This window comes from Flavobacterium sp. FlaQc-30, from assembly GCF_044005885.1.
In the GTDB taxonomy this organism is placed as follows: Bacteria; Bacteroidota; Bacteroidia; order Flavobacteriales; family Flavobacteriaceae; genus Flavobacterium.
Window position 1 is genome coordinate 166,495 of sequence record NZ_JBIPCO010000010.1, and the last position, 25,971, is coordinate 192,465.

Sequence of the window (25,971 nt, forward strand, 5' to 3'; positions counted from 1 at the left end):
TAAAATTACTTTAGTCTGAAAAAGCAAAATGTCGGCTAATTTACACTTAGCTTAAAAAAGTTATATTTTGGTGATATCCTGAATTATAATTTCTTTTCTGTTATAACTTAATAAATTATTAGATTCCATTTCATTCAATAATTGTGTGGCGGTCTGCCTAGAAGTACAAATAATTTGTGCAATATCATTTTGTGTCAGATAATTTTCGATCGTAACAACATTTCCTTTTTTACTTCCTTCTTGTTCTGCCCAGTTTTTTAGAAACTGACACAACCTTGTTTTTGCATCTTTAGAAATTAAATTGGCATAGCTGTTTTTTATTCGTTTCATTTTCAAGCCTACGAATTTTGTATACGAGAGTGCCAGCGTGGGATTTTTAAGCAATAAATCTTCAAAGTCAGACATTAAAAAACTGCAAATTGTCACATCGTCTGAAAGGACTTTTGCATATTCTTCATTTTTATCATCCGATTCCAAAGTCAATTCGCCAAACAAATCACCTTTCTGAATAATGTCTTTTATAGTTTCATTGCCTTCATCATCAACAGCAACAATTTTAATATTGCCTTTTTTAAGTAAAAATATACGCGGCAGATCTGAAGTCGAGAAATAAATAATTTCGCCTTTTGATGCTTTTTTAAAACCGGTAATAATGCACAACTGTTTGATTTGAGCATAACTCAAAGTTCGAAACAGTTTATGATCTCGCAAATACCAATATTTTAAATCTTCGTACATAAAAAACTTTCTTTTAGTAAAGATAACCAATTAAAAAAGAAAACCCTTTCAGACCAAGAAGCCTAAAAGGGTTTTACTGAAAATATTACAAATCTATTATCCTGCGATAACTGATCTTGAAATTACAATTTTCTGAATTTCAGAAGTTCCTTCATAAATTTGAGTGATTTTTGCATCACGCATAAAACGTTCAACATGGTATTCTTTTACATAACCGTTTCCACCGTGAATTTGAACAGCTTCAACCGCAGTATCCATTGCAACCTGCGAAGCAAATAATTTTGCCATTGCACCGCTTACATCATAGTTTTTATGCTGATCTTTATCCCAAGCTGCTTTCATACATAAATGACGAGCTGCTTCGATATTAACTGCCATATCTGCCAATTTGAAAGCAATTGCCTGATGATTGCAGATTTCAGTTCCAAAAGCTTTACGCTCTTTAGAGTATTTTAAAGCCAATTCATACGCTCCAGAAGCAATACCTAATGCTTGAGAAGCAATACCAATGCGTCCTCCTGCAAGTGTTTTCATGGCAAATTTAAATCCGAAACCATCTTCTCCAATTCTATTTTCTTTTGGAACTTTTACATCGCTAAACATTAAAGAGTGTGTATCTGAACCACGAATTCCCATTTTTTGTTCTTTTGGGCCAATTGAAAAACCTGGCATATCTTTAGTCATAATCAAAGCATTAATTCCTTTGTGCTTTAATTCTGGGTGCGTTTGAGCAATAACTAAATATACAGATGCCGTATTTCCGTTTGTAATCCAGTTTTTTGTTCCGTTTACCAAATAGTGGTCGCCCATATCAATAGCGGTAGTTTTTTGCGAAGTTGCGTCACTTCCCGCTTCTGGTTCACTTAGACAAAAAGCACCGTGAATTTGACCTGAAGCTAAACCTGGTAAATATTTTTGTTTTTGTTCTTCTGTTCCAAATTCTTGTAATCCCCAGCAAACTAAAGAATTATTTACCGACATTACCACAGAAGCTGAAGCATCAACTTTCGAAATTTCTTCCATTGCAAGTACGTACGAAATCGCATCAAGACCGCTTCCGCCATATTTAGGATCAACCATCATTCCCATGAATCCAAGTTCACCCATTTTCTTAACTTGTTCAGTTGGAAAAATTTGTTTTTCATCACGTTCAATAACTCCTGGTAACAATTCATTCTGAGCGAAATCTCTTGCTGCTTGCTGAATCATTAAATGTTCTTCGGTAAGATTAAAATCCATAGTTTTTTTAATTATTGTTTTTTACCATCAAATGACAACGCACTGTGGCTGGTTTGTTTTTTTGTTTTTCTTGAAGTCCTTTTTTACGCAAAAAGGCTTTCAAAGATAAATTTTAAATGTGAAATTTACAATGCGCGCATATAAATTTGAGAGATCAGCAATATTTACGATAACGTTTTCGTTAATATTTAGCTTTTTTGACGAAGTAACAATAATCATGCAGCTTTTTTTCTAAATTTTAAGATTAAAAATGCAGATAAAAAATAAGAGAATTTAAATTCTAAGCACAATTCTTACTCTAAAAAAGTCATATTACTTATAAAAGATATAAATCTACGTAAAACTAGTCCTACTAATTTGATTTCTAAAACAATACGCAAAAAATCTCAGAAAAAAAGTTCATAATAGAACGTAAAATTTTGATAAATTAACATTATTTTTGCTCAAAAAATATATAATTGATAGAATATGAAAAAGATTTTACTATTGCTTACACTCCTTTTAAGTCTGCAATTTTCTACAGTTTCGGCACAAACTCAATTAGAAGTAAATGGTGTTACCGTTCCAAGAAAAATAGAATTTCAAAGCAAATCCTTGCAGCTTAACGGTGCCGGCGGAAGATCAAAAATGTGGTTGGAAGTTTATGTGCAGGCTTTGTACTTATCGCAATTAAGCCAAGATCCACAATTTATTATTGACAGTGATACTGAAATGGCTATTAGAATTGAAATTACCTCATCTATGGTTTCTTCTAATAAATTAACAAAAGCAATGAATACTGGATTCGAAAAATCTGCTGGAAGTAACCTTGAGCAGTTACGCCCTCGAATTGAGCAGTTTAAAACATACTTAAGTGATGCAATTACAGAAAAAGATGTATTCATTTTATTTTATAATCCGCTTGACCAAACAATCAATGTTTATAAAAATGAGGTTTTAAAAGGAAAAATTCAAGGATTTGATTTCAAAAAAGCATTATTTGGCATTTGGCTTTCAGACAAGCCGGTTGACGAAACATTAAAAAAGCATTTATTAGGGATATAATTCTTAATTCTTTACCATATTCGAAAGCCGAAAACCTTATAGTTTTCGGCTTTCTTTTTTGTTTTAATAAATTTGAAACAAAATACATTATTCGCATTATTCTATTTTATACTTTTACGCAAACTAAACATATCTCAACAAAATGAAAGATTTATTACAGCAATTTGAAAATAAAGCACCTGAAATTGTTTTTAACTGGAAAGATTCTGAAACAGAGGCTGAAGGATGGACCGTGATTAACTCACTGCGAGGCGGAGCTGCCGGCGGAGGAACTAGAATGAGAAAAGGCTTAGATATGAACGAAGTTTTATCATTGGCAAAAACAATGGAGGTAAAATTCTCTGTTTCCGGCCCTGCTATTGGAGGTGCTAAATCTGGAATAAACTTTGATCCAAATGATCCTCGCAAAAAAGGAGTTTTACAACGCTGGTATAAAGCAGTTTCTCCATTATTAAAAAGTTATTATGGAACTGGAGGCGATTTAAATGTTGATGAAATTCATGAAGTAATTCCAATGACAGAAGAATGTGGTGTTTGGCATCCGCAAGAAGGCGTTTTCAACGGTCATTTTAAACCAACAGAAGCAGATAAAATTAATAGAATCGGGCAATTACGTCAGGGTGTTATCAAGGTTATCGAAAACCCAAAATTCTCTCCAGACGTAACTAGAAAATATACTGTTGCGGATATGATTACTGGTTTTGGCGTTGCTGAAGCTGTTCGTCATTTTTATGCAACTTATGGCGGAGAAATAAAAGGTAAAAAAGCAATTGTACAAGGTTTTGGAAATGTTGGTTCTGCAGCTGCTTTTTATTTAGCCGAAATGGGCGCAAAAGTAATTGGAATTATTGATCGCGATGGCGGACTAATCAAAGAAGATGGTTTTTCTTTTGAAGAAATCAGAACTTTGTTTTTAAATAAAGACGGAAATAAATTAGTTGCCGAAAATATGATTCCGTTTGAGGAAATTAACACTAAAATCTGGACAATTGGTGCTGAAATTTTTACACCTTGTGCGGCTTCAAGATTGGTTACTCAAAATCAAATTGACAGTTTAATTTCAAACGGACTTGAAGTTATTTCGTGTGGTGCAAACGTTCCTTTTGCCGACGCAGCAATTTTCTTCGGTCCTATTATGGAAGATGTGGATCATAAAGTAAGTTTGATTCCAGATTTTATCTCAAACTGCGGAATGGCAAGAGTTTTTGCTTACTTCATGGAGAAAAAAGTTCAAATGACAGATGAAGCGATCTTTAACGATACTTCTGAAACTATAAAAAATGCGATTGTAAAAGCTCACGCTTTAAATTCGTCTAAAACAAATATTAGTGCAACGGCTTTTGAAATTGCATTGAAACAATTAGTATAATCTCATTTTATACTTTATTTCTAAAGCGGGCTAAATTACTTAGCTCGCTTTTTATTTAGATCTAACCGTAAAGTTCACGAAGCTTTCTCTCATTTTATGTCATTTCGACGAAGGAGAAATCACACTCGTAAATCTACAACAGAATCTCCAATCTTTGTCGAGCTTCTAGTGTGATTTCTCCTTCGTCAAAATGACAAACAGTACGGTTTTAAACAATGTTTAAAAAATATTTGTATTCTTTACATAAAACCTTTACTCCCGATCGCTATCGGGATTGCATTAAATTCTCTCTTTCATTCTAAACAATTTTTACTACTTTTAAACGTTTTTAAAATTATACATTTCAAAATTCAGAATTAAAATGAGTTTCACTATTTCTTCAGATCAAAAGAAATCCTTACTCTTCACGACAGCTATATATGCGGTAATTTTAATATTACTGTTTTTCATACGTTTTTGGCCTCCTTATAATCCAGATAACAATGTTGCTCTTGCCAGCGGCGGAGGCGGAGGCGGTGTTACTGTAAATTTTGGCGACAGCGATTTAGGTTCTGGTGCTAATTACAAAAGTGAAGTTCTTGAGGTAAAAAATAATGTAAAACAGGCACCTGCAAAAGCAACTCCGGAAGAAGAAGCTATTATTACTCAGGAAAACTCAGTATCTGACAAAGCAGATGTTATTATTCCAACAAAAGAAAAACCTAAGAAACCTGTTCCTGTTGAAAAACCAATACAAAAACCAGTACCTGAAAAACCAAAAGTTTCAAATTCTACAAATGATGCTTTATCAAGTATTTTAAAAGGATCTAATAAAGGAGGCGACGGCGATGATAAAGTTGCAGGAAACAAAGGAAAAGCAGGCGGAAGTTTAGGTTCTAATGGATATTACGGAACTGGTGGTTCTGGCGGAGGAACTGGAGGCGGTAACGGAACTGGAAACGGCATAGGAACCGGAAGCGGTTACGGAGCAGGAAGCGGCGGCGGTTCTGGAGGAGGATCTGGTTATTCTCTCGGAAACAGAAAAGCTTTATCTAAACCTGCACCAAAATACACTTGTAACGAAGAAGGAAAAGTTGTTGTTGAAGTAAGTGTTGATCAAAATGGAAAAACAATAAGTGCAACTGCAGGAATTAAGGGTACAACGAATACAGCGAAATGTTTACTTGATCAAGCACGAATTGCTGCAATGAATACCAAATGGGAATCTGATAATGATGCCCCTGTAAAGCAGGTTGGAAAAATCATTTATAATTTCAGTTTGAATTAAAACACGGATTTACTTCGTCTGTTCGCTTCGCTCGAGTCACGGATTTACACGAATAACTTTTATATAAAAAAGGCTTTCTGATGATTTCAGAAAGCCTTTTTTATCGTCCAGTTTGTCATTTCGACCGAGGGGAGAAATCTTCGCAAGAAACTCTACAAAGATTGGCATTTACTTTGAGGAGCTACTAACGAAGATTTCTCCCCTCGGTCGAAATGACAAGATTGTGTTATACGTGAGATTTCTTGACTCATCGCAATGATTAGTTTGTTTTTTATCTTTCGCGTGAGGGATAGCAGCAGGCTACCGAAGTAGCGCGAATAGCCCGACCGCAATAAAAAAATGGGCGAATCAACGTTATGCTGATTGGCCCATTTTTTTATTGTGGTCACGCCCTAATACTAAATCTACTTCGGACTAGTAGCAATTACAAACTTCAAATTGTTCTTTACTCCTATTTGCAAAACATCAACTAAATCTTGAACCTGCAAATTAAAAGGAATACGAACTACAACCGTTTGCTCCTTGTCTGCTCCTATTTTTGTCATTAAACTTGTTTCTAGATTTTCAAAGTCCACGGGTTCTTTGTCGATGTAGAACTTTTTATCTTCGGTAACGGATAAACTGATTAATTGTTTATTTGTTTTTTCATTTGCCTTGGCTTTTGGCAAAGTCATCTTGATAACATTAGGGTTTGCAAGTGTTGAAATAATTAAGAAAAACAACAGCAGGAAAAACATAATATCACTCAGCGATGAAGTTGCAACCTCAGCATGAAATCTTCTTTTTCTCTTAATAGACATACCTTATGCTCTTTGAATTATATTTACAAATTCTAATATTTGTTTTTGAATTTTTAAGGCAAAATCATCAATTTTTCCATTCAATAAATGATAAGCGCTATAGGCAATAATTCCAACAATTAATCCTGATCCCGAGCTGATCATTTTCTCATATAAACCTCCAGAAATGTTTCCAATACTAATATTTTCTGTTACTGAGATACTGTAGAAAATCTTAATAACTCCTGAAATTGTTCCAATAAAACCTAGAGTTGGCGCAATACCTGCAATAAGTCCAAGATGTCCTAAACGGCGTTCCATTTCACCAATTTCAATATCGGCAGCACGATCCATATTTGATTCTATTTCGGCAATTGGTCTTCCAATAACCAGAACTCCTTCTTTCAAGATATTTCCTGCAGCGGTATTACTTCTTTCTACAATTGTTCTAGCCAATTCGATATTTCCTGCATTCAATTTATCACCAACATCCTGCATTAATCTATTATCAATTTTTGACGCTTTAGTGATATACATATAACGCTCAAAAATGATGTAAATAGTATAAAATAATAAAAGCGCGATTGGAATTAGGAAGAAACCTCCTTTTAAGATAAAACCTAAAACAGAAATTTCGGTATTGGGAGCAATTTTTTCGATAACTACGTTAGATGCGTTTGCAATGGTATCTGTTTGTAATTGAATGAGGCTAAACATATTTTAATTCTTGTTTTTAATAATTAATTCTAAAAAATATTTCAATTTTGCACTAAAGATAATTTTCATTGTAATATTAAACTAAAAAAAACGAAAATTATTTCAATTACCAACTATTTTATCCAAATAAAATGAACTATCAAGAGACTACAAACTGGATGTTTAATCAATTACCAATGTATCAGCTTCAAGGTGCTTCGGCATACAAAGAAGATCTCACAAACATCAAATTACTGGCGGAACATCTTGGTAATCCAGAAACACAGCTAAAGTGCATACATGTTGCTGGAACAAACGGAAAAGGGTCAACATCTCATATGCTGGCTTCGGTTTTACATGAAGCTGGATATAATGTTGGTTTGTATACTTCGCCGCATTTAAAAGATTTCAGAGAACGTATTAAAATTAACGGTCAAGAAATCTCTGAAAATTTTGTGTGCGAGTTTATCGAAAAGCATAAAAGCTTTTTTGAGGCTAATGACATGAGTTTCTTCGAAATGTCTGTTGGTTTAGCTTTTGACTATTTTGCATCTGAAAAAGTTGATATTGCCATTATTGAAGTCGGCCTGGGCGGAAGACTTGATGCTACTAATATTATTACTCCATTAGTTTCTGTAATTACCAATATAGGTTTAGACCATACTCAGTTTTTAGGAAATACGCTAGAAGCGATTGCAGGTGAAAAAGCCGGCATTATAAAATCAAACATTCCTGTTATTGTTGGTGAATATACTGCTGAAACACAGCCTGTTTTTTTAGCTAAAGCCGAAGAAAAAAAAGCACCTATTTATTTTGCCTCTGATTTAATTAGCGATGTATTCCCGTCTGACTTAATTGGAGATTATCAGTTTCATAATAAAAAAACGGTACAGCAGACTATTAAAATTATAAACAAAACTACTGATTTTAAAGTTTCAGATGAAAGTATAAAATTGGGTTTATTGAATGTGGTTAAAAATACAGCATTACAAGGAAGATGGCAGCAGCTTGGCGAGAATCCAAAAATTATTTGTGACACGGCACATAACAAACATGGATTAACGGTTGTAATGAACCAGATTAAAAAAGAAACTTTTGATAATTTACATATTGTTTTGGGCGTTGTAAATGATAAAGATCTAGATTCTATTTTACCGCTTTTTCCAAAAGAAGCGCAATATTATTTCTGCAGTCCAAATTCTTCAAGAGGATTAAGCACCGAAATTTTGCAGAGCGAAGCAAAAAAGCATCAATTAATAGGAGAAAAATACGATTCTGTTGAAAGCGCTTTCGCGGAAGCGAAGAAAAATGCTTCGGAAAATGATTTTATTTACGTTGGCGGAAGCACTTTTGTTGTTGCCGAACTGCCTTTGGGTTAAAATATACTTTTGATCTACAAAAAACTTTAAAAAAATCATTTTAATAACAAATTCATAAACAGACAGATATAAATTATTTTAAAAAAAGTTTTATTTTTTCTTCAAAATCCTTTGCAGAACTCGAAAACTAGCGTATATTTGCACTCGCAATCACAAACGATAGCAACCTAGTAAAATAGGGCGATTAGCTCAGCTGGTTCAGAGCACCTCGTTTACACCGAGGGGGTCGGGGGTTCGAACCCCTCATCGCCCACCAAGAAACTCCTTAAGAAATTAAGGAGTTTTTTTTTATTCTACTCTTGAGCTTACAAGAAATCGGAGATCAAGACAAAAACCTGTGGACTAGCAAAAATTAAGCATAAATATTAGTTAGCCTAAAAAGGAAATATTCCACATTTATAACACGTCTGAATTTTGATCTAAAAGAAAACGCCCCGTTATTTTTATTTACATTCTTTGTTTTTAAAGTTCTTTATTGTTTTTTATATGAAAGTATCTTTTAATAGAAAAGTAACGCTATAAAGATTTTCCATTAATTATATTAAAATATAGCCCGTGGTTTCAACCACGGGAAACGTGTTTTTAAATACATCGCGTCCCTGTGGTTGAAACCACGGGCTATGTTTGGTAAGATAAATAAGTTCTATATCGGTGAACGTAAAGATTCGCGAAGTTTTTAAATTAAACCTCGCGAATCTTTTTGTTTTTATTTGTGATTTGTTGTAAATTCTTGTTTTTAATATTTCCCCACAACATTTTGTGTTGCTCCATTACTTTCCAATTTCTCACATACTTTTTCAAGAAGCTTTTTAGTCTGTTTGAAATATTTCATTTTATCATCAATCTCTTTTATTTTTGACTGAAAAAGTTCAAGTGTTTCAGGTTTCGAATCAGTGCTTTCGAACCAAGTGGTTAATATTTTTTTTATTTCTGCTAATGTAAAGCCGACTTCTCTTGCTTCTATGATGATTTCTAAACGCTCTACGACATTATCATCGTAATTTTTATAATTATTAGACTTCACTTCTTCATTAGTTAATCCCTTGATCATTCCTAGATTTTCATAATATCTAATAGTATGAATTGATAATCCCGTTTTCTTTGATAATTCGTTTATAAGCATAGCTTCTTTTTTTAAATACAAAACAACAAAGCATAGAGTATAGTCTATGCTTTTAGGTTGTAAATATACTACTTATTTTGTTTTTTAAATTTTTAAAACAAAAGAAATAAAGTAATTTTAATATTAACGAAAACAGATGTATAGCACAACAGTAATCACAAAATATTTGCATAAAAAAACTCCTTAAATTTCTTAAGGAGTTTTCTATCGCTTTCATTTTCCTAAAAACTTAATTTATTTTAAAAATCAAAAAAGATTATTTTGTCAGCAGTTTTTTAATTTCGGCAGCGATGTTATCTAAATTGCCGGGAGTATTTCCTGTTGACATAAATCTCAAGACTCCATCTTGATCTAATAAAAAGTTTTTCGGGATTGAACCTTTCGCAAACTCATTCCATATTTTCCCATTCGGATCAATTCCATAATTAAAATCGATTCCGTCTTTTCTCAGTTTAGCAACTTTTTTCGAAACAACTTCTTTAGTTTCTCCACTTGAAATTGCTAAAAATACAAAATCATTGTTTTTATTGGGCTCAATAATTTTCGATGGTATCTCATAGAACTCCATTAAACAAGGCGCACACCAAGTTGCCCAAAAATTTACTAGAACTACTTTTCCTTTTAAATCAGAAAGTTTTACTTCTTTACCATCTATTAATTTTAAAGTAAAGTCTTTTGCTTTCTCATTTAGTTTTAAAATGTACTCGTCTTCTTTTACCAATTTTTGGCTTTTTTCAGACTGAGTGGCATTTTTTTTATCGTTTTCAATTTTTTCTTGCTCGCTGAAAATCTCAATTAAAATTACGAACTCCTTATCTCCTATTTTATCTCCAAACTTTTTGGCCAGCTCATTTCTTTCGTTTTCAGAAACTCCTTTAACCATAGATTTAACATAACCATCGGCACCATATTTCTCAACATCTGCCATCGTACCAATCTCGTTGTTGATTATCAATACATATTCGGGCTTTTTTGCCACTTTATCTTGTCCGTAAAAAAATTGAGCAATTATTATAAAAACAAAGAAGAATAGTTTTTTCATATTTTAATTGGTAATTAAGAAGATTATTGTTTTTTATAAACAGCAAACACATAGTCCTGAAGCTTCAAGACTATGTGCTAAAAAATTACTTTTTGCTAATATAAGAAATATCTCTGTTCGTAATAATTTAAAATTCAGAGTGATAAACAATATCGCGAAACGACTATTTCCCTGTATTGGTTAATTCAACTTTAGCGCTAAGTTTATCTCTTGTTAAGGTTACAGAATTTACTTTTCCGTCGCTGAAACCAAATTTCAACAAGTTTGGATAATCTATAATTCTAAAATATCCATTTTTAAGATATACCAACTCATTATCATTTTTCCCTTTAAAGTGATCCAATAACACAGATTCAACATAAAGGCGATTGTTCTTTTCTACAATTTTTGTTTCTACACCTTGTGCATAAAGAAAATCATCGTAAGTCCCAACTAGTTTTTCTTTTAAACTTGAAGGTATTTCCTGAACTTCTTCATTCGAGGTATTTTTATTCCAGCCCATCACTCTTAAAAGTGTTCTTTGAGTATTTCCCATTACAGGAAAACGATTCTTTTTTTCGCCATTGGTTAAAAATGTAAAGCCGTTTCCATCTGTCATCGTTGCAAAAATACTTCCGCCAACTCCTGTATTTGAACCGTTACACATAAACCAATCATAGTTATTGTAACCAAAGGACTTTTGCCATCCGTAACTCCAGCCGCCAACGGCATCTTTTAAAGCGGTTACTTCTGTCACTTTTTGAGCAACATCATGAGAAATCACTTTATTGTTTTTATTGCGCAAAGCATTTTGCATTTCAATAGCGATTAGAGCTAAATCAGTTGGTGTAGACCACATTCCTGACGCTCCAACTTGAGGTGTAATTGACAGACCTGTTCTAATAACTTTTTCATTTTCATCATGTACAAGAGCTGTATTTGTCGGAAATCCTTTTTCATTTGGCTGTATCATTGTAGTGTTTTTTAATCCAAGAGGCGTAAAAATATACTCTTTTGCTAGTTCAGCTATAGATTTTTTAAAAGTATCTTCTAAAGCCATTTGAACAATTACATAACCGCCGCCGCTATATGCCCAATCTGTTCCAGGTTCAAACAAGAATTCAATTTCTTTATCGTATCTCGGAATTTTCCCTAAAAGACTTTCTTTTATGGTTGGGATTGTATCGCCTTCATAGTGATCTGCAAATCCGCTTTGACTTGTGCCAGCGGTATGATTTAAAAATTGTTTCCAAGTTGGTCTATTGTTTTCGATAAACTTACTTTTTGGTAAATGCCAGCGTTTTAAATAACCATCAATTGGGTCGTCTAATTTAATTAATCCTTTTTCTTCAAGAATAAAACAAAGAAGCGCTGTAATTGGTTTTGAAATTGAAGCTGTAGAAAAAGCAGTGTTTTGATCTATTTTTTCTTTTGAATCTATTGATTTTACACCAAATTGGTTTGAGTACACAATCTTGTAGTTTTCGAAAACAACAAGACTAAATCCCGCAAGTTTATATTTTTCTAATTGTGGATCAATATTTAAACTGTCTGTTAGAAAGCTATAATCTTTACTTTTTGCAATTGCTTTTTTGTTTGTTTGAGCACTTGCGACTGTTACTATAAGAAGTAATAAATAAATAATGTTTTTCATGGTATCGTGATTTTTAAGGTTAGAAATTTATTTCGGTACAAAGATGTGGGAGAAATTAAACCTATGCGACCGAATAAAACTATTCGAACGCATTTGTCTTCAGCAATGCGTACGAGTAATTACAAAACATTAAAAAACAACACATTGAAACAACAAACAAATGCGTTTTTGAAAGATCATTATTTTTTATTCGAACTAAAAAAACTTCAGTTTCTGAAAATTCGAACTCCAATATTATTTACACAACAGATAAAATTGCTTGATTTATTCTAAACCAAAAAGAGAAAACCTAGAAAAGGAAAACACAATTTATTCTACTTTCCTATTTACTTATAAATACATCCGATAAAGCAACAGATAATTGGAATACTGATTTATCCAAACGTAAAAAACTCCTTAATTTCTTAAGGAGTTTTTACATTCTATTTTAATGATATTATTTGTGTCTGTTACAAACTTGCATTATCAGGTTTCATATCTTTCAAAATTGTATCATAAATTGAATTCAGAAGTGTTTGTCTCATTTTTGAGTTTCTATAATCTAACAGTATTATGATTCCCCAATTTTTAGCTCTGTCATAACATATTATTGAAGATTGTCCCATTGAGTCTCCAGATTTCATATAAATTGTGTTTTTATCATCTGTCATAATATTTAACCCCAATCCTAATTCTCTCTTTTCATCTTTATAAAATATTTTTTCAGTAATCACAGCTGCCTTACCTACTTTATTGTCTTTGTTTAAAACTGCTTTTAAATAGGTAACCATATCAGAAGCATTCGATTTAACTAATCCTGCTGGTGCAGTAACATTCCAATTAAAAAACTCTTGAATACCTCCTTCAGGATTGTGAGCAGTTGTACGGTTCTTTACATTAAAATCCTTAGTTAAAGTACTAGCCATTTTTAATGGTTTTATCATTTTGCTTGTGATAATCTCATCGTAACTTTTATTATATACTTTCTCTAATATCTGCCCAAGTAACGTAAACCCAATTGTAGAATAACGGTATTTACCATAATCTTTTAATTCAGAACAGTTATTAACTATTGCAACCAATGATTCTTTCGTTACACTGCTCACAGGCTGTTGCGGATTTAACTCCATTAGTTTTCCAAAATCGATATCTGGCAAACCTGATTGATGAGAAGCTAAATCTGAAATTCTAATTTTGTTTTTAAGATTGCTTTGCAGTACATATTCTTTTGGAAGATAACTGTCTATATAATCTTCCAATTTCAATTTTTTCTCAATAGCGGCTTGTGCTATTAAATTTGAAGTTAAAATTTTAGTAATTGATGCTATTTCAAATATAGAGTTCTTGTCAATTTTAGCTTGACTCTCTGCATTCAAATTTCCGTATGCGGTATAATATTCTTCATTGTTTAGAACAAAGCCTACACTAATGCCTACATTGGGATTTTTTTGGTGACTATCTTTTATTATCGAATCTATTCTTTGAGAAATTCCTTGTCCAAAAGAAAAGTTAGTTACTAATAAAAGTGCTGCTAAAAATTTTACTGAAGTTTTCATGGTATCGTATTTTTATGGTTATAAATTTATTTCGATACAAACTTGCGAAAGAAACTTATGATACGCGACCGAATAAAACTACTCGTACGCATTTGTAAAAAAAAACGCGTACGAATAATTACAAAACTATGAATTACAACGCCTTGCGAAAATCAGTAGGAGTAAAACCGGTATGCTTTTTAAAAGCAGTATTGAACGAAGATTTTGAATTAAAACCTACTTCGTACAGAATTTCTAAAATTGTTACTTTACTTTTTGTAACGTCTTTTAAAATATTCTTTGCATTTTCGATACGATAGGCATTAATAAAATCGTAAAAGTGCTGCTCTAATTTATGATTGATTAAAAGCGACAAATCTCGCACAGGAATTTGAATGTCGTTTGAGACATCTTGTATTGTCAAAGAAGGATTAAGAAACGGCTTTTCTTCACTCATATATTGCTGCAGTTTCAATAACTCTTCACTGTATACTTTTTCAGTTACAGCTGTGGGCGCATTAATTCTTTCTTCAGAAACAATGTCTTTAACTAGTTTTAATTTTGAATCGATGTTCCTGAATAAATCTGGATTATTTAAAGCCTTAAATAAATACCAGCAAATAATGAAGGGCTGCATTAACATAATTCCAGCTTTTATCCATTCGGAGATATCTGGATATTCTGAAAACTTAAAAATATTTTTTACAATGGCAACTACATACAAGATTGAAAGAAGTGTCGCAAACTGAAATAACCAATTATAGGAATTGACATGAGTACCTGCATTATTTTCGAGATACAGTTTTTTGGCTCTTTTTAATAACATAAAAATGGCCGCAAAATAAACAATGATCTGAATGTGTATTAAAACATGAATAAACTGCAATTCGATCATACTTTGACGATTTATTATAAAATCCATTTTTGCAGCATCATCTACGGCATAGAAGCGCGGCACCAAAACAGCATTTACAATTAAAAACGGAAGCGCATGTAAAAGATATTTTCGTTTAAATTTAAAATCAGAATAAGAAACTGATAATACATACAAGTAAAAAACCGGGATTTGAAGAAACGCAATTGTAGATCTGAATATTCCCAAATTTGAAGGTCTGTCGAACATTAATCCGAACAAAGGCTCACTTGAATCGATTGCGTTTATTAATAGAAAAACAGCAAAAAGAATATTACTTGTTTTGTCTTTTGTTTTAACTGTGAGCAGAAAAAATATAAGCAATACTGAAATGAACAAAGTAATTATGGTTGCAACAATTAATAAATTAATCTTATCCATTTTTGTTTTTTAGTGGTATTATTGTTTATAATTATAACCTGCTTATTTAGATCTGCCTCCAAATATTAGTATATTTTTCTAACTGTACTTCAGCGGTAAACTTGTTCTTTTTCAAAGCGAATATATGAAATATTTTCACTTTTTATTATTTCCTTTTTCTTGAAAAAGAAATAATTTCTTACTGTTTTATTATTCTCTTTTTCTTAAAATCAAGCGAAAAAGCAAAACTCTGAAATCCTGCGTTTTATGTTCTCTATTCTTGTTTTACCGATTTAAAAAGAGTTTCAAGTGTCGATTTTTTCTGATTCACTAGTATCAATTGACTTTTATCGTTTAAGAAAATCATATCTGTAAATTCCTTGTCTGGATTAAATTTATATTTTTTTAACTCTGTAAAATTTCTTTGCACCAGCTTTAACTTCTCGGCACTATTTGTCGAAACAATTATAACCTTAGTAAGCGGTGATTTTTTCATTTTGTCAATACTTGCTTCTGTTAATTCAAAATCAAATTCGGTTCTGGAACGGTAACGAAACATTTTTCTTATTGCATTTACGTCTTCTTCATTTTCAGAAATTACATATCTGTAAGCCATGATATTATCAAGGTCATTTATCCAATTCGGATAATTTTTCTCATACAGATTGATGTAATTATCTATAAAGTTTCTGTCAATTCCCTTTTTCTGTTTAATATATTCTATAACCAATGGATAAATTTGTTTCGCCATAAGACTGATATATTTTCTATTATACCAATCTCCATCATCAATTTTCCCGTCTAATTGTTCATAAACATATCCATTTCCTAATGCCGTTGCCAAAACTTCATTCATCAGCTGATACGCATAATTACTGTACTTTGATTTATTTTCTTTAAAATAAGAATCTATATCTTTTTTTACTTCGAGCGATTCTTCGTCATAAATGATATGATAGGTTTCGTGCAGCATAACACTAAACAAATCTTTGTATGAATCTAAATCAGTCTGCACGGCACTAATAAAGTTATTGCAGAAAGCTTGGGCAGTAAATCCTTTAGAATTAGGCAGTGGATAAAAAGCTATTTCGAATGGAATTGAAGTATCCCAGCTGGAATTATAAAATGTAAGTCCCGTTTGAAAATACTTTTCCATGTCATGTTCGTTCGAATATTTTGTAATTTCTACAATTTGTTTTTCGAATTTCTCTTTGTTTGGATTATAAATCAGCTCGTTGTAAATAGGTGTAAACTCTGAAATACTTTCTGCCAAATCATTCAACGTTTTATTAGGAATAAAACCAATTGAACGTATTTTGAAATCTTTTAAATTATCAGTTTCAATCAAGTTCTTTTTCAGTAAATCTTCTGTCTGCATCGACTTTTTTAAACCATAAGGATAATCCTCAAATGGAAAACTATAGTAAATATTTAAAAGGCCAAACTTTGAAGCTATACTTTTGTATTTCTCCGTATAATATTTTGATTTTTGAAATTCTGTTTTAAAAACATTCTCTGGAGAATTCTCAGAAAGATTTTGTAAAAAAACAAAAACAGCTAATTGTTCTGAATATTTAATTTTAAAAACTGCCTTTTGTCCAAATGCTAAAGTTGTCAAAAGTAAAAACAAGAGCCAAAGTTTATTTTTCATACAATCCTATTAGGGTTTAAAATAATTTGTAGAGTTACGTATTAAATTCTATTTGTTAAAAATCGAGCTAAAAAATATATCTTTTTAAATCCTTAAAGAACCGCGAAATGCTCTCGCGGCATAATACGAATCTGCTCCGTTATGATATACAAAAACGGTGTTATAACGAAAATCTGAAAAAACAGCGCCGCCAAGTTTTCTAATATCTGCAGGTGTTTTGATCCAACTTGAAGTTTTAGCATCAAACTTACCCAATTTCTGCAGCTCTCGATATTCTGATTCGTTCAAAATTTGAATCCCCATTTCGTCTGCCATATTTATGGCACTGTCTTTAGGTTTGTGTTCCTTTCTTTTTTCAAGTGCTTCATGATCGTAACAAATACTTCGGCGTCCCTTTGGGCTTTCTGGCGAACAGTCATAAAAAATATATTCATCCGTTTTCGCATCATAACCTACAACATCTGGCTCGCCTTCTGTTCTTTCCATTTCATCAAGCGACCATAATTTCTCTGGATTTGCTTTTAGTTTTGCTTCGACTTTACTCCAATCAATTCCTTGATGTCTATTCAAATTTTTCAAAAAACGAGTTTCCAAAACCTTAAGCAGTTCTTCGGTTCCTTCTGGCGATAGTTTATTAGTAGTATTCATGATCTTGTATTTCTTGTTTTGAACATTCCCTTAAATAAATTAATCTTTCAGTCCTTTTCCTTCTAAAATCTGAGGAATATTTTTCTCGACCCTTGATTCTCTGGTTTTAGATTGTTTGGGTTGCGAAAAATGCAGTAAATAGCCTCTTTGTCTTCCTGGTGTTAATGCTTCAAAAGCTTTTTTTAAATTAGGCATTTCATCTAACTTCTTTTGAAACTCTGCCGAAACCTCAAAATCGGTTGTCTCTTTCAATTCGACTTTTAAACCCGCTTTTTCAATTTCGATTGCCTGATAAATGTAGGTTTTCAAAATCGTCTTTTGATCAATTATTTCTTTAAGATTCGTAAATCTAATTTGACGTGCTGCCTGGACATTCTCAGACTGGTGAATTAAAATGTCGTTCGTATCTTTTAATAAAGCGCCTTTAAAAAACAAAAAAGCACAATATTCTTTAAACTCATGAATTAAAACAATATTACTTTTTCCTAAAGTATAACAAGGGGTTCCCCACTTTAATTCTTCAGTAAGCTGACAATCGAGGGCAATTTCTCGAAGTTGTTCCAATTCCTTTTGCCACTTTTCAACTTTATCAAAATAAAAATCAACTTTAGGATTCTCGTTGCCTTTTGTCATGAAATTTCACTTTAGGTTAGTACCGTTTTAAACTTTATACTTTTGCTAATTTAGAAAAAATCCTATTAAAGAAATATGCTCTTCAATAATTTTAAAAAGCATAATAAACGAATGGACCATTAAAATTTGAATAAAATTCTATTCAACCAAACAAATCTCGAAAACAGTTTTTCCATTTTCGTTTTTATTTGCAATATAGCCGCCGTGCGCTTCAACAATGTTTTTAGATAATGTTAAACCAATTCCTGCACCTTCATTTCTTGTTGTAAAAAACGGCAGGAATATTTTGTTTTCTATTTCCTTTTCTACTCCAATTCCAGTATCAATTATTCTAATAAAAGTTCTGTTTTCTTTGGCTTCAGCCGAAATTATAATTCGCTTTTCGCCGCAGTTTTTTAAAGCATGAATCGAATTTGTGAGCAAATTAATTAATACTTGTTCCATTTGATGCGTATCAACATTAATCCAATATTTAAACGAAATTGTATTTACTATCTTTATTTGCTGTTCAACAAATAATGGATTCATGATTTGAATGCAATTATCAATTAAATACTGCAGTTCTGTTTTCTCTTTTTTGGGAGAAGGCAGCATGGCAAGTTTTCGATAACCTTCGACAAATTTTTGCAAATGATCGCTTCGTCTCAGCATAGTTTCGACACTATTTTTTACATCTTCTAAGTCTTCTGCTGACAGCGAATCTTGATCGACTAAATCTTGTAAATTTTGGCAAATAGATCGAATTGGCGTTATCGAATTTAAAAGTTCATGCGAAATGACTTTCATTAAATTTACCCACGCTTCTTTTTCTTTTTTCTCAACAACGTTCTGAATCGAATCGAGGAGTACAATACAATAATCACGTTCAAAAATTTCAGTTCGAGAAGCCTGCAAAACAAATGTCTGCTGATTTTGTTCGTTTACTCTAATTTCGATCGATGTTTTTATTTCCTGAAAATCATCCTTTTCAATGATTTCACATAAAGCAGGAAGCTGGTTTTTAAGATATTTCCATCTCGAAACTTTTGGAACATTAAAATAGGTAGAAAAATAATCGTTCATTAAAAAAACATTCCACTCCCTTTCTTGCTTTTGCAGAATAACAATTCCGGTTTCAATATTATTTAGAATCGAACGATAAATAATATCTTTTGAAACCTGTTCGTTTTGCCTGTTCTTCATCGTATCATACAATTGAAACAGTTCGATATAATTTTTATCAATTTTATGTTTGGTAAAATCTGATGTGAAATCATTTTGCAAAATCGATGAAATGGTTTTGTCATAGAGCAAAATAAAATTGCGGACATAAAAATACGTTTCACGAGCTATTAGGAAAACAATAAAAAGCCCGAAAATACCCGTAAACAACAGTCCTATTTTAAAAAAATAAATAGAAAATTCGATTCCAATGACAATTAAAATCAATCGAAAAAACAACAATTTATAAGTTTGAAAAGTTTTAAACATATTAACTAATATTGATATTATACTTCTCTAAACGTCGGTACAACGATCCCCTTGACAATCCCAAATCATCAGCAGTTTTACTAATATTATTGCCGTTTTTAAAAAGTGCTTTTTCTATTGCCGCTTTTTCTACGGAAGAAAGCTGAATGTCATCTGCGCTTTCATCATAAGGCGTTATAATCTCTAAATCCAAATCAGAAACAGAAATGAGATTGTTTTCGCAAAGAATTACTGCGCGTTCAATTTTATTTTCCATTTCACGAATATTTCCATTCCAAGCATGTTTTTCAATTTGTTCCAAAACTTTTTTATCAAAAGTAATTTCACCCCGTCCATACTTTGCTGCCATTTTTTCTAAAAGATATTCAGCCAACGGAATTTTATCTTCGTTTCGCTCTCTTAACGGAGGCAGGACAATTTCCATGGTATTGATTCGATAATACAAATCTTCCCTGAAATTTTTATCAGCAGCTTCTAATTTTAAATTTAAATTAGTTGCCGTAATAATCCTGACATTTAATGGTCTTGCTTTTGTTTCGCCCAATCTTGTCACGGTTTTAGTTTGAATAACCTGCAATAATTTTGATTGCAGATGCAAAGGCACATTTCCTATTTCATCTAAAAAAATAGTTCCGTTTTGCGCCATTTCAAAACGTCCCGGCGTATCGATTTTGGCATCGGTAAAAGCACCTTTTGCATAACCAAACAATTCACTTTCAAAAATATTTGAGTTCAACGAACCTAAATCAACCGCAATAAAAGGATTGTTTTTTCTTTCAGATTTAGTGTAAATATGATGTGCGAGAACAAATTTTCCCGTTCCGTTTTCGCCAAGAATCAAAACATTAGCATCTGTTTTTGCCACTTTATCGGCCAATAAATATGCCTTTTTTATAATCTCTGAAGTTCCTATGAAAAAGTCATTTTCAATTTCGGCCGCTTTTTGTTTTTTCTGATCCTTTCTAGATTTATCGACGGCTAGCTTTACAGATTCTAATAGTTTTTTATTTTCCCAAGGTTTTAAAATATAATCAAAAGCTCCAGATTTTAACCCTTCAACAGCTGTTTCAACTTTACCAAAAGCCGTCATTAAAATCACAACAGTTTTTGGCGAAAGTGTTTTTATTTCTTTTAAAAGATACAAGCCCTCCCTTCCATCTTCAAAACCAATTCTGTAATTCATGTCTAGTAAAACAACATCAATACTTTTTTCTGATAATAATTCGACAATATTTTTTGGATTATTGAGTGTATAAATCTCTTCAAAGTACTTTTTTAAGTACACTTTTGATGCAAAAAGAATATCTTCCTGATCGTCGATGATTAATATTGAAGCGTTTGTTTTTTTCATTTTTGTTCGGTTTTGGACGAAAGCTGTCCATTTTTGGACAGTTTAATTAGTATTGAAAAAATAAAAACGTAAAAATAAAGCAGTTACAGATTTTAAATTTTTGGCACGAAAATCACATTTAGACTAATAAATCATCAAATATGAGAATCTTTTTTGCTGGTAAAAGTAACAAAAATAGACATTCATCAATTATATTGTAAACATCTTAATTTTCGAACTGTTTCTTTTACTTCGGCACTAAAAGTAATCATCAAACATCAATCTTTAAAACAGCATTTATGATCAGTATTACAAAACTTTCAAAAACTTTTAGAACTGAAGAAGTAGAAACAAAAGCATTAAGCCAAATTTCCTTAACAATCAATGAAGGCGACTTTGTTTCGATTATGGGACCTTCTGGAAGTGGAAAATCAACTTTATTAAATATCATCGGGTTATTAGACAGCGCCTCAGATGGAAGCTATAAATTACTGGATCGAGAAATGATTGGTACTAATGAAAAAGTAAAAACGAAAGTTCGAAAAGAAAACATTGGTTTTATTTTTCAGAATTTTAATTTAATTGATGAGTTATCTGTTTATGATAATATTGAATTGCCGTTGCTTTACAATAAATTGCATTCTTTTGAAAGAAAGAAAAAAGTAGAAGATATTGCAGCCATATTAGGCATTTCACATCGCTTAAAACACTTTCCGCAGCAGCTGTCAGGTGGTCAGCAGCAGCGTGTTGCCGTAGCAAGAGCTTTGATTAATGATCCTAAAATTATTCTTGCCGATGAGCCGACTGGAAATCTAGACAGTAAAAATGGAAATGAGGTAATGGAATTGCTAACTGATCTTCATGCAAGCGGAGCAACAATTTTAATGGTAACACATTCTGATTATGACGCTTCGTTTTCGCAAAAAACAATTTTAATGAAAGACGGAATCATTCTTTCAGAAAAATTAAATCATAAAAATGTTGATGTTTTCGCAACAACTTTAAACAACTAAGATCATGCTGAAAAACTGGATTAACATATTTATATATCACATCAAAAACAACAAATTCTTTACGGCTTTGAATGTTTTGGGTTTGAGCATTGGAATCGCGGGATTAATTTTTGCAATTTTATATTGGAACGACGAACAGAGTTATGATCAATGGAACCCTAATAAAGACAATGTCTTTTTGGTAGCAAATCAAATGGATCCTACTACATATTGGGCTTCAAGTTCTGCTCCGATAGGATCTACAATAAAAAACACAAATCCTGAAGTCGAATCTTATTGTTATGTAAATGGAAATTATGATAATGAAATCATTCATTTTGAAGGTAAAAAAATACAGTCTGATAAAATTCTTGTAGCACAAAAAAACTTTTTTGATTATTTCCCCAATCAATTTATAGAAGGAAATGCAAAAACAGGTTTACCAGATGGCAACAGCATTTGTTTATCTGAAGATTTGGCGGCACAGCTTTTTGGAAATAAAAGTGCATTTGGCAAAAAAGTAGTCTTGCAGAATCAGGTTTTGGTTGTTCGAGGAGTTTACAAACTAGACAAAAAGTCGATTTTTAATCCTTCTTGTGTAGTCAATTTTATGGATTTAAGAGTAAAAAATACCATTCAACAATGGGGAAATTTTCAGTTCATTCTTTTATTAAAACTAAAAAATCCAACTGATATAGGTTTGGTCAGCAAAAATCTGGCTAAAGTTTATTATGATAACATGACGGTGCCTCAAGCCAAATTTCAAGGTATGGCTCCAGAAGAGTTTATTAAAAAATATGGACAAGTAAAACCTCATTTAGAGTCTTTAGCTTCTATTCGTTTGCATACCAAAACTGGCGGTCTAATAGAAACCAATGGAAATTATCAACTTTTATTAATCTTTGTTGGCTTATCAATTTTAATCTTGATATTATCTATTGTCAATTATGTTAATTCTGCTACTGCAAATGCTGTAAAAAGAGCAAAAGAAATTGGTGTCCGAAAAGTTATCGGAGCTTCTAAAGCGAATATAATACAACAGTTTATTTTTGAAACGGCTATAATTTTATTGTTCTCCATTTTAATATCTCTTGTAATTGTCGAGCTTTCAATTCCTTATTATAATGCTTTCTTAGAAAAAAACCTAGCATTGCAAGGCGGACAATTCTATCTGCAATTAGCTGTTATTTTTGTTGTAACTGTAATCGTCGCTGGAATATTTCCTGCAATTTATGTTTCGAATTTTGAAGTTTTAAAAGTTTTAAGAGGCAATTTTATTCGAAGCAAAAGCGGTGTCTGGCTTCGCAACGGAATGTTGATATTTCAATTTGCCGTAGCAGCCTTCTTTATTATTGGGTCTTATATTGTATATCAGCAAATTGATTATATGAATTCTAAAGATTTGGGGTTTAACGGAAACCAGATTCTTGACATCTCTTATCGAAACATCTATGGCGAAAAAATTACAGATAAAAATCAATTTAGCAAATACAATAATATCAAAAACCAATTGCTTCGCATAAAAGGGGTAAAACAAGTTGCAGGCGGCGGCTTTGTTATGGGAAGAGGTGCAAAATCTGTAATTTCCTATCATTACAAAGATGTAAATATAGACGGGAGTAATATTCCAATAGATTTTGGACTTCTTGAAATGATGAAAATAAAAATAGTTAAAGGGCGTTATTTAAATCCTGCATATTCTCAGGACACCATTAATTCAATGTTAATTAATGAAACCGCTTTAAAATTATTAAACGAGAAAGATCCTATAGGTAAAAAAATAAACTGGGACGGGAAGGAAGCTATTATCGTGGGAGTTGTAAAAGATTTCAATATTGGACATCCTGGCGAAGCTGTACCGCCAATGTCAATATTTCATTTTAAAAGCGTATCGTGGTTTAGCGGCCTTTTGAACAATATTTATATAACAGCTGATCCTAAAACTATGCAGCAGACTATTGCTGATATAGAAAATTTATGGTTAAAGAAAGTTGACACCGAATATCCTTTTATATATGATTTAGTTGATAAGGAATACAAAAGATCCTATAGCGGCTATGTTAAACAAAAGAACCTTTTTTCGTTACTAAACGTGATTGTTATTGTAATTGCTCTTATTGGTTTATTTGCTTTAGCTTCGTACTCAATCGAAAGACGTATGAAAGAAATCGCTATTCGAAAAACCCTTGGCGCCGAAACTAATGTTTTATTGAAAGAGCTTTGCAAACAATACATTCTTTTTAGCATTATAGGATTTATGATCGCATTATTTCCCGCTTACTATTTATTAAACAAATGGTTGGAAAATTTTGCTTATCGAGTTACTATTTCTGTTTCACCATTTTTAATTGGTTTTACCATTTTATTAGTGCTTACTCTTGCAGTAGTACTTTCGAGAGCGTATCAAGCGACCAAAGTTGATGTTTTACAATATTTAAAATATGAATAATCTAAATAATTTTTAAACTGTTAACCATTATTCATCAAAAACTCCTTAAAAAATTAAGGAGTTTTTTTTTAGTTTAGACGGTTTTAAATTCAGCTTACTGCTATACTCAATTATAATGATCCTTTTACAATTCCTCTTTTAGATTGTTTTATAAAATCAAGAATCAAATTTCTTTCTATACTTTCTTCAAATTTACTTTCAATTAATGCTAACGCTAAAGTTGTATTTCTTTTTTCTTGAAAAATAATTCGATAAATTTCTTTTAGTTCATTTATCTTCTCAATTTCAAATTTTCTTCTTTTCAGGCCAACACTATTCAAACCAGCATAACTCAAAGGTTCATGTGCAGCCGTAATATATGGCGGAACATCCTTTACAACCCTGCTCATTCCAGAAATCATACTATGATCACCAATATTTGAAAATTGATGTATGGCTGATAAACCGCTGATAGTAGCCCAATCTCCAACAGTTACCTCGCCTGCCATTCCAACATTAAAACCAATGACACAATTATTTCCAATAAAACAATCATGTCCAATATGAGCATTAGCCATAATCAAATTATGATTGCCAATTTTTGTTTTACCTTTAGAAGCTGTTCCCTTATTTATCGTTACAAACTCGCGAATAATTGTTTCATTTCCAATCTCAAGTAATGAATATTCGCCTTTAAACTTCAAGTCTTGCGGATTTCCAGCTATTACAGATCCCGAATGAATTTCGCAGTTTTCACCAATTCTTGCACCGTTCAACAAAGTAACATTATTACCAATCCAAGTATTATCCCCAATAACAACATCATTTTCAATAGTGGAAAAATTTCCAATACGAACATTGTTTCCAATAACAGCAGCATTTCCAATTACAGTATTTTTCAATATTTACTAATTTAATAAGTATACAAATATTGAAAAAAAGAAAACATCATTTTTTGACCTAATGTCAAGTAATTGAAGCACGTATTCTACTTAAAGTTTCCTGACTTATACCAATAAGTGAGGCAATATCTTTCAGTTTGGCTTTCTTAATAATTTCAGGAAATGATTTAAGAAGATACAAATACTTCTCCTGAGCACTCATTAATCTAAACTGATGATGAAATTCATTTATTTTAGAGAGATAAAGCCTAAGCAATTTTAAGTGAAAACTAGAAAATAATGGATAGCGTAACAAAATTTGCTCATCATCAAAAGATAAAGAATATACAGTAGTTTCATCTGAAGTTTGAAAAATCTCAAATGATGGTTTTTGCTCAAAAAAACTACTCATCGAAGTAACAAATTGATTGTCGGTATAAATCCATTTTGTAACCTCTACATTTTCTACTATAGAAAAACGCCGTATAGTACCAGATTTAATAAAATAGATTTTATCACATATTTTACCTTCCTCAATAATTAATTGATTTTTCTTAAACTTTTCTTCAACAAAATATTCTTTTATTGCGTCTTCAGTTTCTTGATCCAGCTTTTGAAAGTTATTAATTACATTTATTAGTTCCTTCATATCCCAAATTATCTTAAACAAATTTATCAATATAATTAACAAGCTTTAAAATTTCTTTCTAACCCTAGACTTATGCATATCTCAACAAAATAAAAGCCTATAAAGAACTTTTTCCATTCAAAGATAATTCCACATATAAAAAGAATAAAAATAACTTTAAAACAGCTGAAAACTAAAAGCACAGCCGTCGCTT

The 25,971-nt window shown here is 31.7% G+C and carries 22 protein-coding genes and 1 tRNA gene; 7 read left to right on the plus strand and 16 right to left on the minus strand.

The features are described from left to right. Positions 1 to 60: 60 nt before the first annotated feature. Positions 61 to 738 carry a Crp/Fnr family transcriptional regulator gene (locus ACHRV0_RS20300; RefSeq protein WP_395442245.1) on the minus strand — a complete coding sequence of 226 codons (678 nt, stop codon included), beginning with the start codon at positions 736 to 738 and terminating at the stop codon, positions 61 to 63. A gap of 96 nt (positions 739 to 834) precedes the next feature. After that, positions 835 to 1,977 carry an acyl-CoA dehydrogenase gene (locus tag ACHRV0_RS20305; RefSeq protein ID WP_395442246.1) on the minus strand — a complete coding sequence of 381 codons (1,143 nt, stop codon included), beginning with the start codon at positions 1,975 to 1,977 and terminating at the stop codon, positions 835 to 837. A gap of 468 nt (positions 1,978 to 2,445) precedes the next feature. On the opposite strand from ACHRV0_RS20305, the gene ACHRV0_RS20310 reads away from it, so the two are divergent. The 3 genes from ACHRV0_RS20310 to ACHRV0_RS20320 all read left to right on the plus strand — a co-directional run bounded on the left by ACHRV0_RS20310 (position 2,446) and on the right by ACHRV0_RS20320 (position 5,657). After that, complete coding sequence (locus tag ACHRV0_RS20310; protein WP_089055376.1) at positions 2,446 to 3,021, plus strand: chalcone isomerase family protein; 576 nt, start codon at positions 2,446 to 2,448, stop codon at positions 3,019 to 3,021. Positions 3,022 to 3,163: 142 nt separating this feature from the next. Next, positions 3,164 to 4,390, plus strand: coding sequence for a Glu/Leu/Phe/Val dehydrogenase dimerization domain-containing protein (locus tag ACHRV0_RS20315; protein WP_395442247.1), 1,227 nt, complete (start codon positions 3,164 to 3,166; stop codon positions 4,388 to 4,390). Between the two features lie 361 nt (positions 4,391 to 4,751). Then, positions 4,752 to 5,657: an energy transducer TonB gene (locus ACHRV0_RS20320; RefSeq protein ID WP_395442248.1), complete on the plus strand. Its 906-nt coding sequence runs from the start codon at positions 4,752 to 4,754 to the stop codon at positions 5,655 to 5,657. A gap of 404 nt (positions 5,658 to 6,061) precedes the next feature. On the opposite strand, the gene ACHRV0_RS20325 is transcribed toward ACHRV0_RS20320, so the two are convergent. Together ACHRV0_RS20325 and ACHRV0_RS20330 are read right to left on the minus strand one after the other, a co-directional pair. Continuing rightward, positions 6,062 to 6,457, minus strand: a complete 396-nt coding sequence (locus tag ACHRV0_RS20325) for a biopolymer transporter ExbD (protein ID WP_089055379.1) — start codon at positions 6,455 to 6,457, stop codon at positions 6,062 to 6,064. Between the two features lie 3 nt (positions 6,458 to 6,460). After that, positions 6,461 to 7,153, minus strand: a complete 693-nt coding sequence (locus ACHRV0_RS20330) for a MotA/TolQ/ExbB proton channel family protein (RefSeq protein WP_129025578.1) — start codon at positions 7,151 to 7,153, stop codon at positions 6,461 to 6,463. Positions 7,154 to 7,284: 131 nt separating this feature from the next. Between ACHRV0_RS20330 and ACHRV0_RS20335 the strand changes: the two genes are divergently transcribed. Both ACHRV0_RS20335 and ACHRV0_RS20340 read left to right on the plus strand, forming a co-directional pair. Further along, positions 7,285 to 8,511, plus strand: a complete 1,227-nt coding sequence (locus ACHRV0_RS20335; protein ID WP_395442249.1) for a bifunctional folylpolyglutamate synthase/dihydrofolate synthase — start codon at positions 7,285 to 7,287, stop codon at positions 8,509 to 8,511. Between the two features lie 178 nt (positions 8,512 to 8,689). Continuing rightward, a tRNA-Val gene (locus ACHRV0_RS20340) sits at positions 8,690 to 8,767 on the plus strand. Positions 8,768 to 9,247: 480 nt separating this feature from the next. On the opposite strand, the gene ACHRV0_RS20345 is transcribed toward ACHRV0_RS20340, so the two are convergent. The 10 genes from ACHRV0_RS20345 to ACHRV0_RS20390 all read right to left on the minus strand — a co-directional run bounded on the left by ACHRV0_RS20345 (position 9,248) and on the right by ACHRV0_RS20390 (position 20,849). Beyond that, complete coding sequence (locus tag ACHRV0_RS20345; protein WP_395442250.1) at positions 9,248 to 9,634, minus strand: MerR family transcriptional regulator; 387 nt, start codon at positions 9,632 to 9,634, stop codon at positions 9,248 to 9,250. A 256-nt stretch (positions 9,635 to 9,890) separates the two neighbouring features. Next, positions 9,891 to 10,676, minus strand: a complete 786-nt coding sequence (locus ACHRV0_RS20350) for a TlpA family protein disulfide reductase (protein ID WP_395442251.1) — start codon at positions 10,674 to 10,676, stop codon at positions 9,891 to 9,893. Between the two features lie 163 nt (positions 10,677 to 10,839). Next, positions 10,840 to 12,309: a serine hydrolase gene (locus ACHRV0_RS20355; RefSeq protein ID WP_395442252.1), complete on the minus strand. Its 1,470-nt coding sequence runs from the start codon at positions 12,307 to 12,309 to the stop codon at positions 10,840 to 10,842. A gap of 449 nt (positions 12,310 to 12,758) precedes the next feature. Continuing rightward, positions 12,759 to 13,844: a serine hydrolase domain-containing protein gene (locus ACHRV0_RS20360; RefSeq protein WP_395442253.1), complete on the minus strand. Its 1,086-nt coding sequence runs from the start codon at positions 13,842 to 13,844 to the stop codon at positions 12,759 to 12,761. Between the two features lie 133 nt (positions 13,845 to 13,977). Further along, on the minus strand, positions 13,978 to 15,117 hold the full coding sequence (locus tag ACHRV0_RS20365; RefSeq protein ID WP_395442254.1) for a helix-turn-helix domain-containing protein: 1,140 nt from the start codon (positions 15,115 to 15,117) through the stop codon (positions 13,978 to 13,980). Between the two features lie 253 nt (positions 15,118 to 15,370). Continuing rightward, the gene (locus ACHRV0_RS20370; RefSeq protein WP_395442256.1) at positions 15,371 to 16,747 is read right to left on the minus strand and encodes a hypothetical protein; all 1,377 of its coding nucleotides are present in this window, start codon (positions 16,745 to 16,747) and stop codon (positions 15,371 to 15,373) included. A gap of 84 nt (positions 16,748 to 16,831) precedes the next feature. After that, the gene (locus ACHRV0_RS20375; RefSeq protein ID WP_129025593.1) at positions 16,832 to 17,395 is read right to left on the minus strand and encodes a DUF4256 domain-containing protein; all 564 of its coding nucleotides are present in this window, start codon (positions 17,393 to 17,395) and stop codon (positions 16,832 to 16,834) included. Positions 17,396 to 17,434: 39 nt separating this feature from the next. Continuing rightward, on the minus strand, positions 17,435 to 18,028 hold the full coding sequence (locus ACHRV0_RS20380) for a YdeI family protein (RefSeq protein ID WP_129025595.1): 594 nt from the start codon (positions 18,026 to 18,028) through the stop codon (positions 17,435 to 17,437). Between the two features lie 138 nt (positions 18,029 to 18,166). After that, a complete protein-coding gene (locus ACHRV0_RS20385; RefSeq protein ID WP_395442257.1) occupies positions 18,167 to 19,498 on the minus strand; it encodes a sensor histidine kinase in 1,332 nt (443 codons plus the stop codon). A 1-nt stretch (position 19,499) separates the two neighbouring features. Further along, positions 19,500 to 20,849 (minus strand): sigma-54-dependent transcriptional regulator, encoded by a 1,350-nt coding sequence (locus ACHRV0_RS20390; RefSeq protein WP_395442258.1) that lies wholly within the window; start codon positions 20,847 to 20,849, stop codon positions 19,500 to 19,502. 278 nt (positions 20,850 to 21,127) lie between these two features. Here ACHRV0_RS20390 and ACHRV0_RS20395 point away from each other — a divergent pair, with 278 nt between their 5' ends. Beyond that, entirely contained in the window at positions 21,128 to 21,841 is a 714-nt protein-coding gene (locus ACHRV0_RS20395; protein WP_129025602.1) for an ABC transporter ATP-binding protein, read from the plus strand. 4 nt (positions 21,842 to 21,845) lie between these two features. After that, on the plus strand, positions 21,846 to 24,269 hold the full coding sequence (locus tag ACHRV0_RS20400; protein ID WP_395442259.1) for an ABC transporter permease: 2,424 nt from the start codon (positions 21,846 to 21,848) through the stop codon (positions 24,267 to 24,269). 110 nt (positions 24,270 to 24,379) lie between these two features. On the opposite strand, the gene lpxA is transcribed toward ACHRV0_RS20400, so the two are convergent. Together lpxA and ACHRV0_RS20410 are read right to left on the minus strand one after the other, a co-directional pair. Next, positions 24,380 to 25,150 carry an acyl-ACP--UDP-N-acetylglucosamine O-acyltransferase gene (gene lpxA / locus ACHRV0_RS20405; RefSeq protein WP_395442260.1) on the minus strand — a complete coding sequence of 257 codons (771 nt, stop codon included), beginning with the start codon at positions 25,148 to 25,150 and terminating at the stop codon, positions 24,380 to 24,382. A gap of 64 nt (positions 25,151 to 25,214) precedes the next feature. Next, positions 25,215 to 25,778, minus strand: coding sequence for a Crp/Fnr family transcriptional regulator (locus ACHRV0_RS20410; protein WP_395442261.1), 564 nt, complete (start codon positions 25,776 to 25,778; stop codon positions 25,215 to 25,217). Positions 25,779 to 25,971: the final 193 nt, after the last annotated feature.

What these genes read in the sequence shown, in the direction of transcription:
- ACHRV0_RS20300 (WP_395442245.1), bottom strand. Translation starts at nt 738, where the DNA reads ATGTACGAAGATTTAAAATATTGGTATTTGCGAGATCATAAACTGTTT.
- ACHRV0_RS20305 (WP_395442246.1), bottom strand. Translation starts at nt 1,977, where the DNA reads ATGGATTTTAATCTTACCGAAGAACATTTAATGATTCAGCAAGCAGCA.
- ACHRV0_RS20310 (WP_089055376.1), top strand. Translation starts at nt 2,446, where the DNA reads ATGAAAAAGATTTTACTATTGCTTACACTCCTTTTAAGTCTGCAATTT.
- ACHRV0_RS20315 (WP_395442247.1), top strand. Translation starts at nt 3,164, where the DNA reads ATGAAAGATTTATTACAGCAATTTGAAAATAAAGCACCTGAAATTGTT.
- ACHRV0_RS20320 (WP_395442248.1), top strand. Translation starts at nt 4,752, where the DNA reads ATGAGTTTCACTATTTCTTCAGATCAAAAGAAATCCTTACTCTTCACG.
- ACHRV0_RS20325 (WP_089055379.1), bottom strand. Translation starts at nt 6,457, where the DNA reads ATGTCTATTAAGAGAAAAAGAAGATTTCATGCTGAGGTTGCAACTTCA.
- ACHRV0_RS20330 (WP_129025578.1), bottom strand. Translation starts at nt 7,153, where the DNA reads ATGTTTAGCCTCATTCAATTACAAACAGATACCATTGCAAACGCATCT.
- ACHRV0_RS20335 (WP_395442249.1), top strand. Translation starts at nt 7,285, where the DNA reads ATGAACTATCAAGAGACTACAAACTGGATGTTTAATCAATTACCAATG.
- ACHRV0_RS20345 (WP_395442250.1), bottom strand. Translation starts at nt 9,634, where the DNA reads ATGCTTATAAACGAATTATCAAAGAAAACGGGATTATCAATTCATACT.
- ACHRV0_RS20350 (WP_395442251.1), bottom strand. Translation starts at nt 10,676, where the DNA reads ATGAAAAAACTATTCTTCTTTGTTTTTATAATAATTGCTCAATTTTTT.
- ACHRV0_RS20355 (WP_395442252.1), bottom strand. Translation starts at nt 12,309, where the DNA reads ATGAAAAACATTATTTATTTATTACTTCTTATAGTAACAGTCGCAAGT.
- ACHRV0_RS20360 (WP_395442253.1), bottom strand. Translation starts at nt 13,844, where the DNA reads ATGAAAACTTCAGTAAAATTTTTAGCAGCACTTTTATTAGTAACTAAC.
- ACHRV0_RS20365 (WP_395442254.1), bottom strand. Translation starts at nt 15,117, where the DNA reads ATGGATAAGATTAATTTATTAATTGTTGCAACCATAATTACTTTGTTC.
- ACHRV0_RS20370 (WP_395442256.1), bottom strand. Translation starts at nt 16,747, where the DNA reads ATGAAAAATAAACTTTGGCTCTTGTTTTTACTTTTGACAACTTTAGCA.
- ACHRV0_RS20375 (WP_129025593.1), bottom strand. Translation starts at nt 17,395, where the DNA reads ATGAATACTACTAATAAACTATCGCCAGAAGGAACCGAAGAACTGCTT.
- ACHRV0_RS20380 (WP_129025595.1), bottom strand. Translation starts at nt 18,028, where the DNA reads ATGACAAAAGGCAACGAGAATCCTAAAGTTGATTTTTATTTTGATAAA.
- ACHRV0_RS20385 (WP_395442257.1), bottom strand. Translation starts at nt 19,498, where the DNA reads ATGTTTAAAACTTTTCAAACTTATAAATTGTTGTTTTTTCGATTGATT.
- ACHRV0_RS20390 (WP_395442258.1), bottom strand. Translation starts at nt 20,849, where the DNA reads ATGAAAAAAACAAACGCTTCAATATTAATCATCGACGATCAGGAAGAT.
- ACHRV0_RS20395 (WP_129025602.1), top strand. Translation starts at nt 21,128, where the DNA reads ATGATCAGTATTACAAAACTTTCAAAAACTTTTAGAACTGAAGAAGTA.
- ACHRV0_RS20400 (WP_395442259.1), top strand. Translation starts at nt 21,846, where the DNA reads ATGCTGAAAAACTGGATTAACATATTTATATATCACATCAAAAACAAC.
- ACHRV0_RS20410 (WP_395442261.1), bottom strand. Translation starts at nt 25,778, where the DNA reads ATGAAGGAACTAATAAATGTAATTAATAACTTTCAAAAGCTGGATCAA.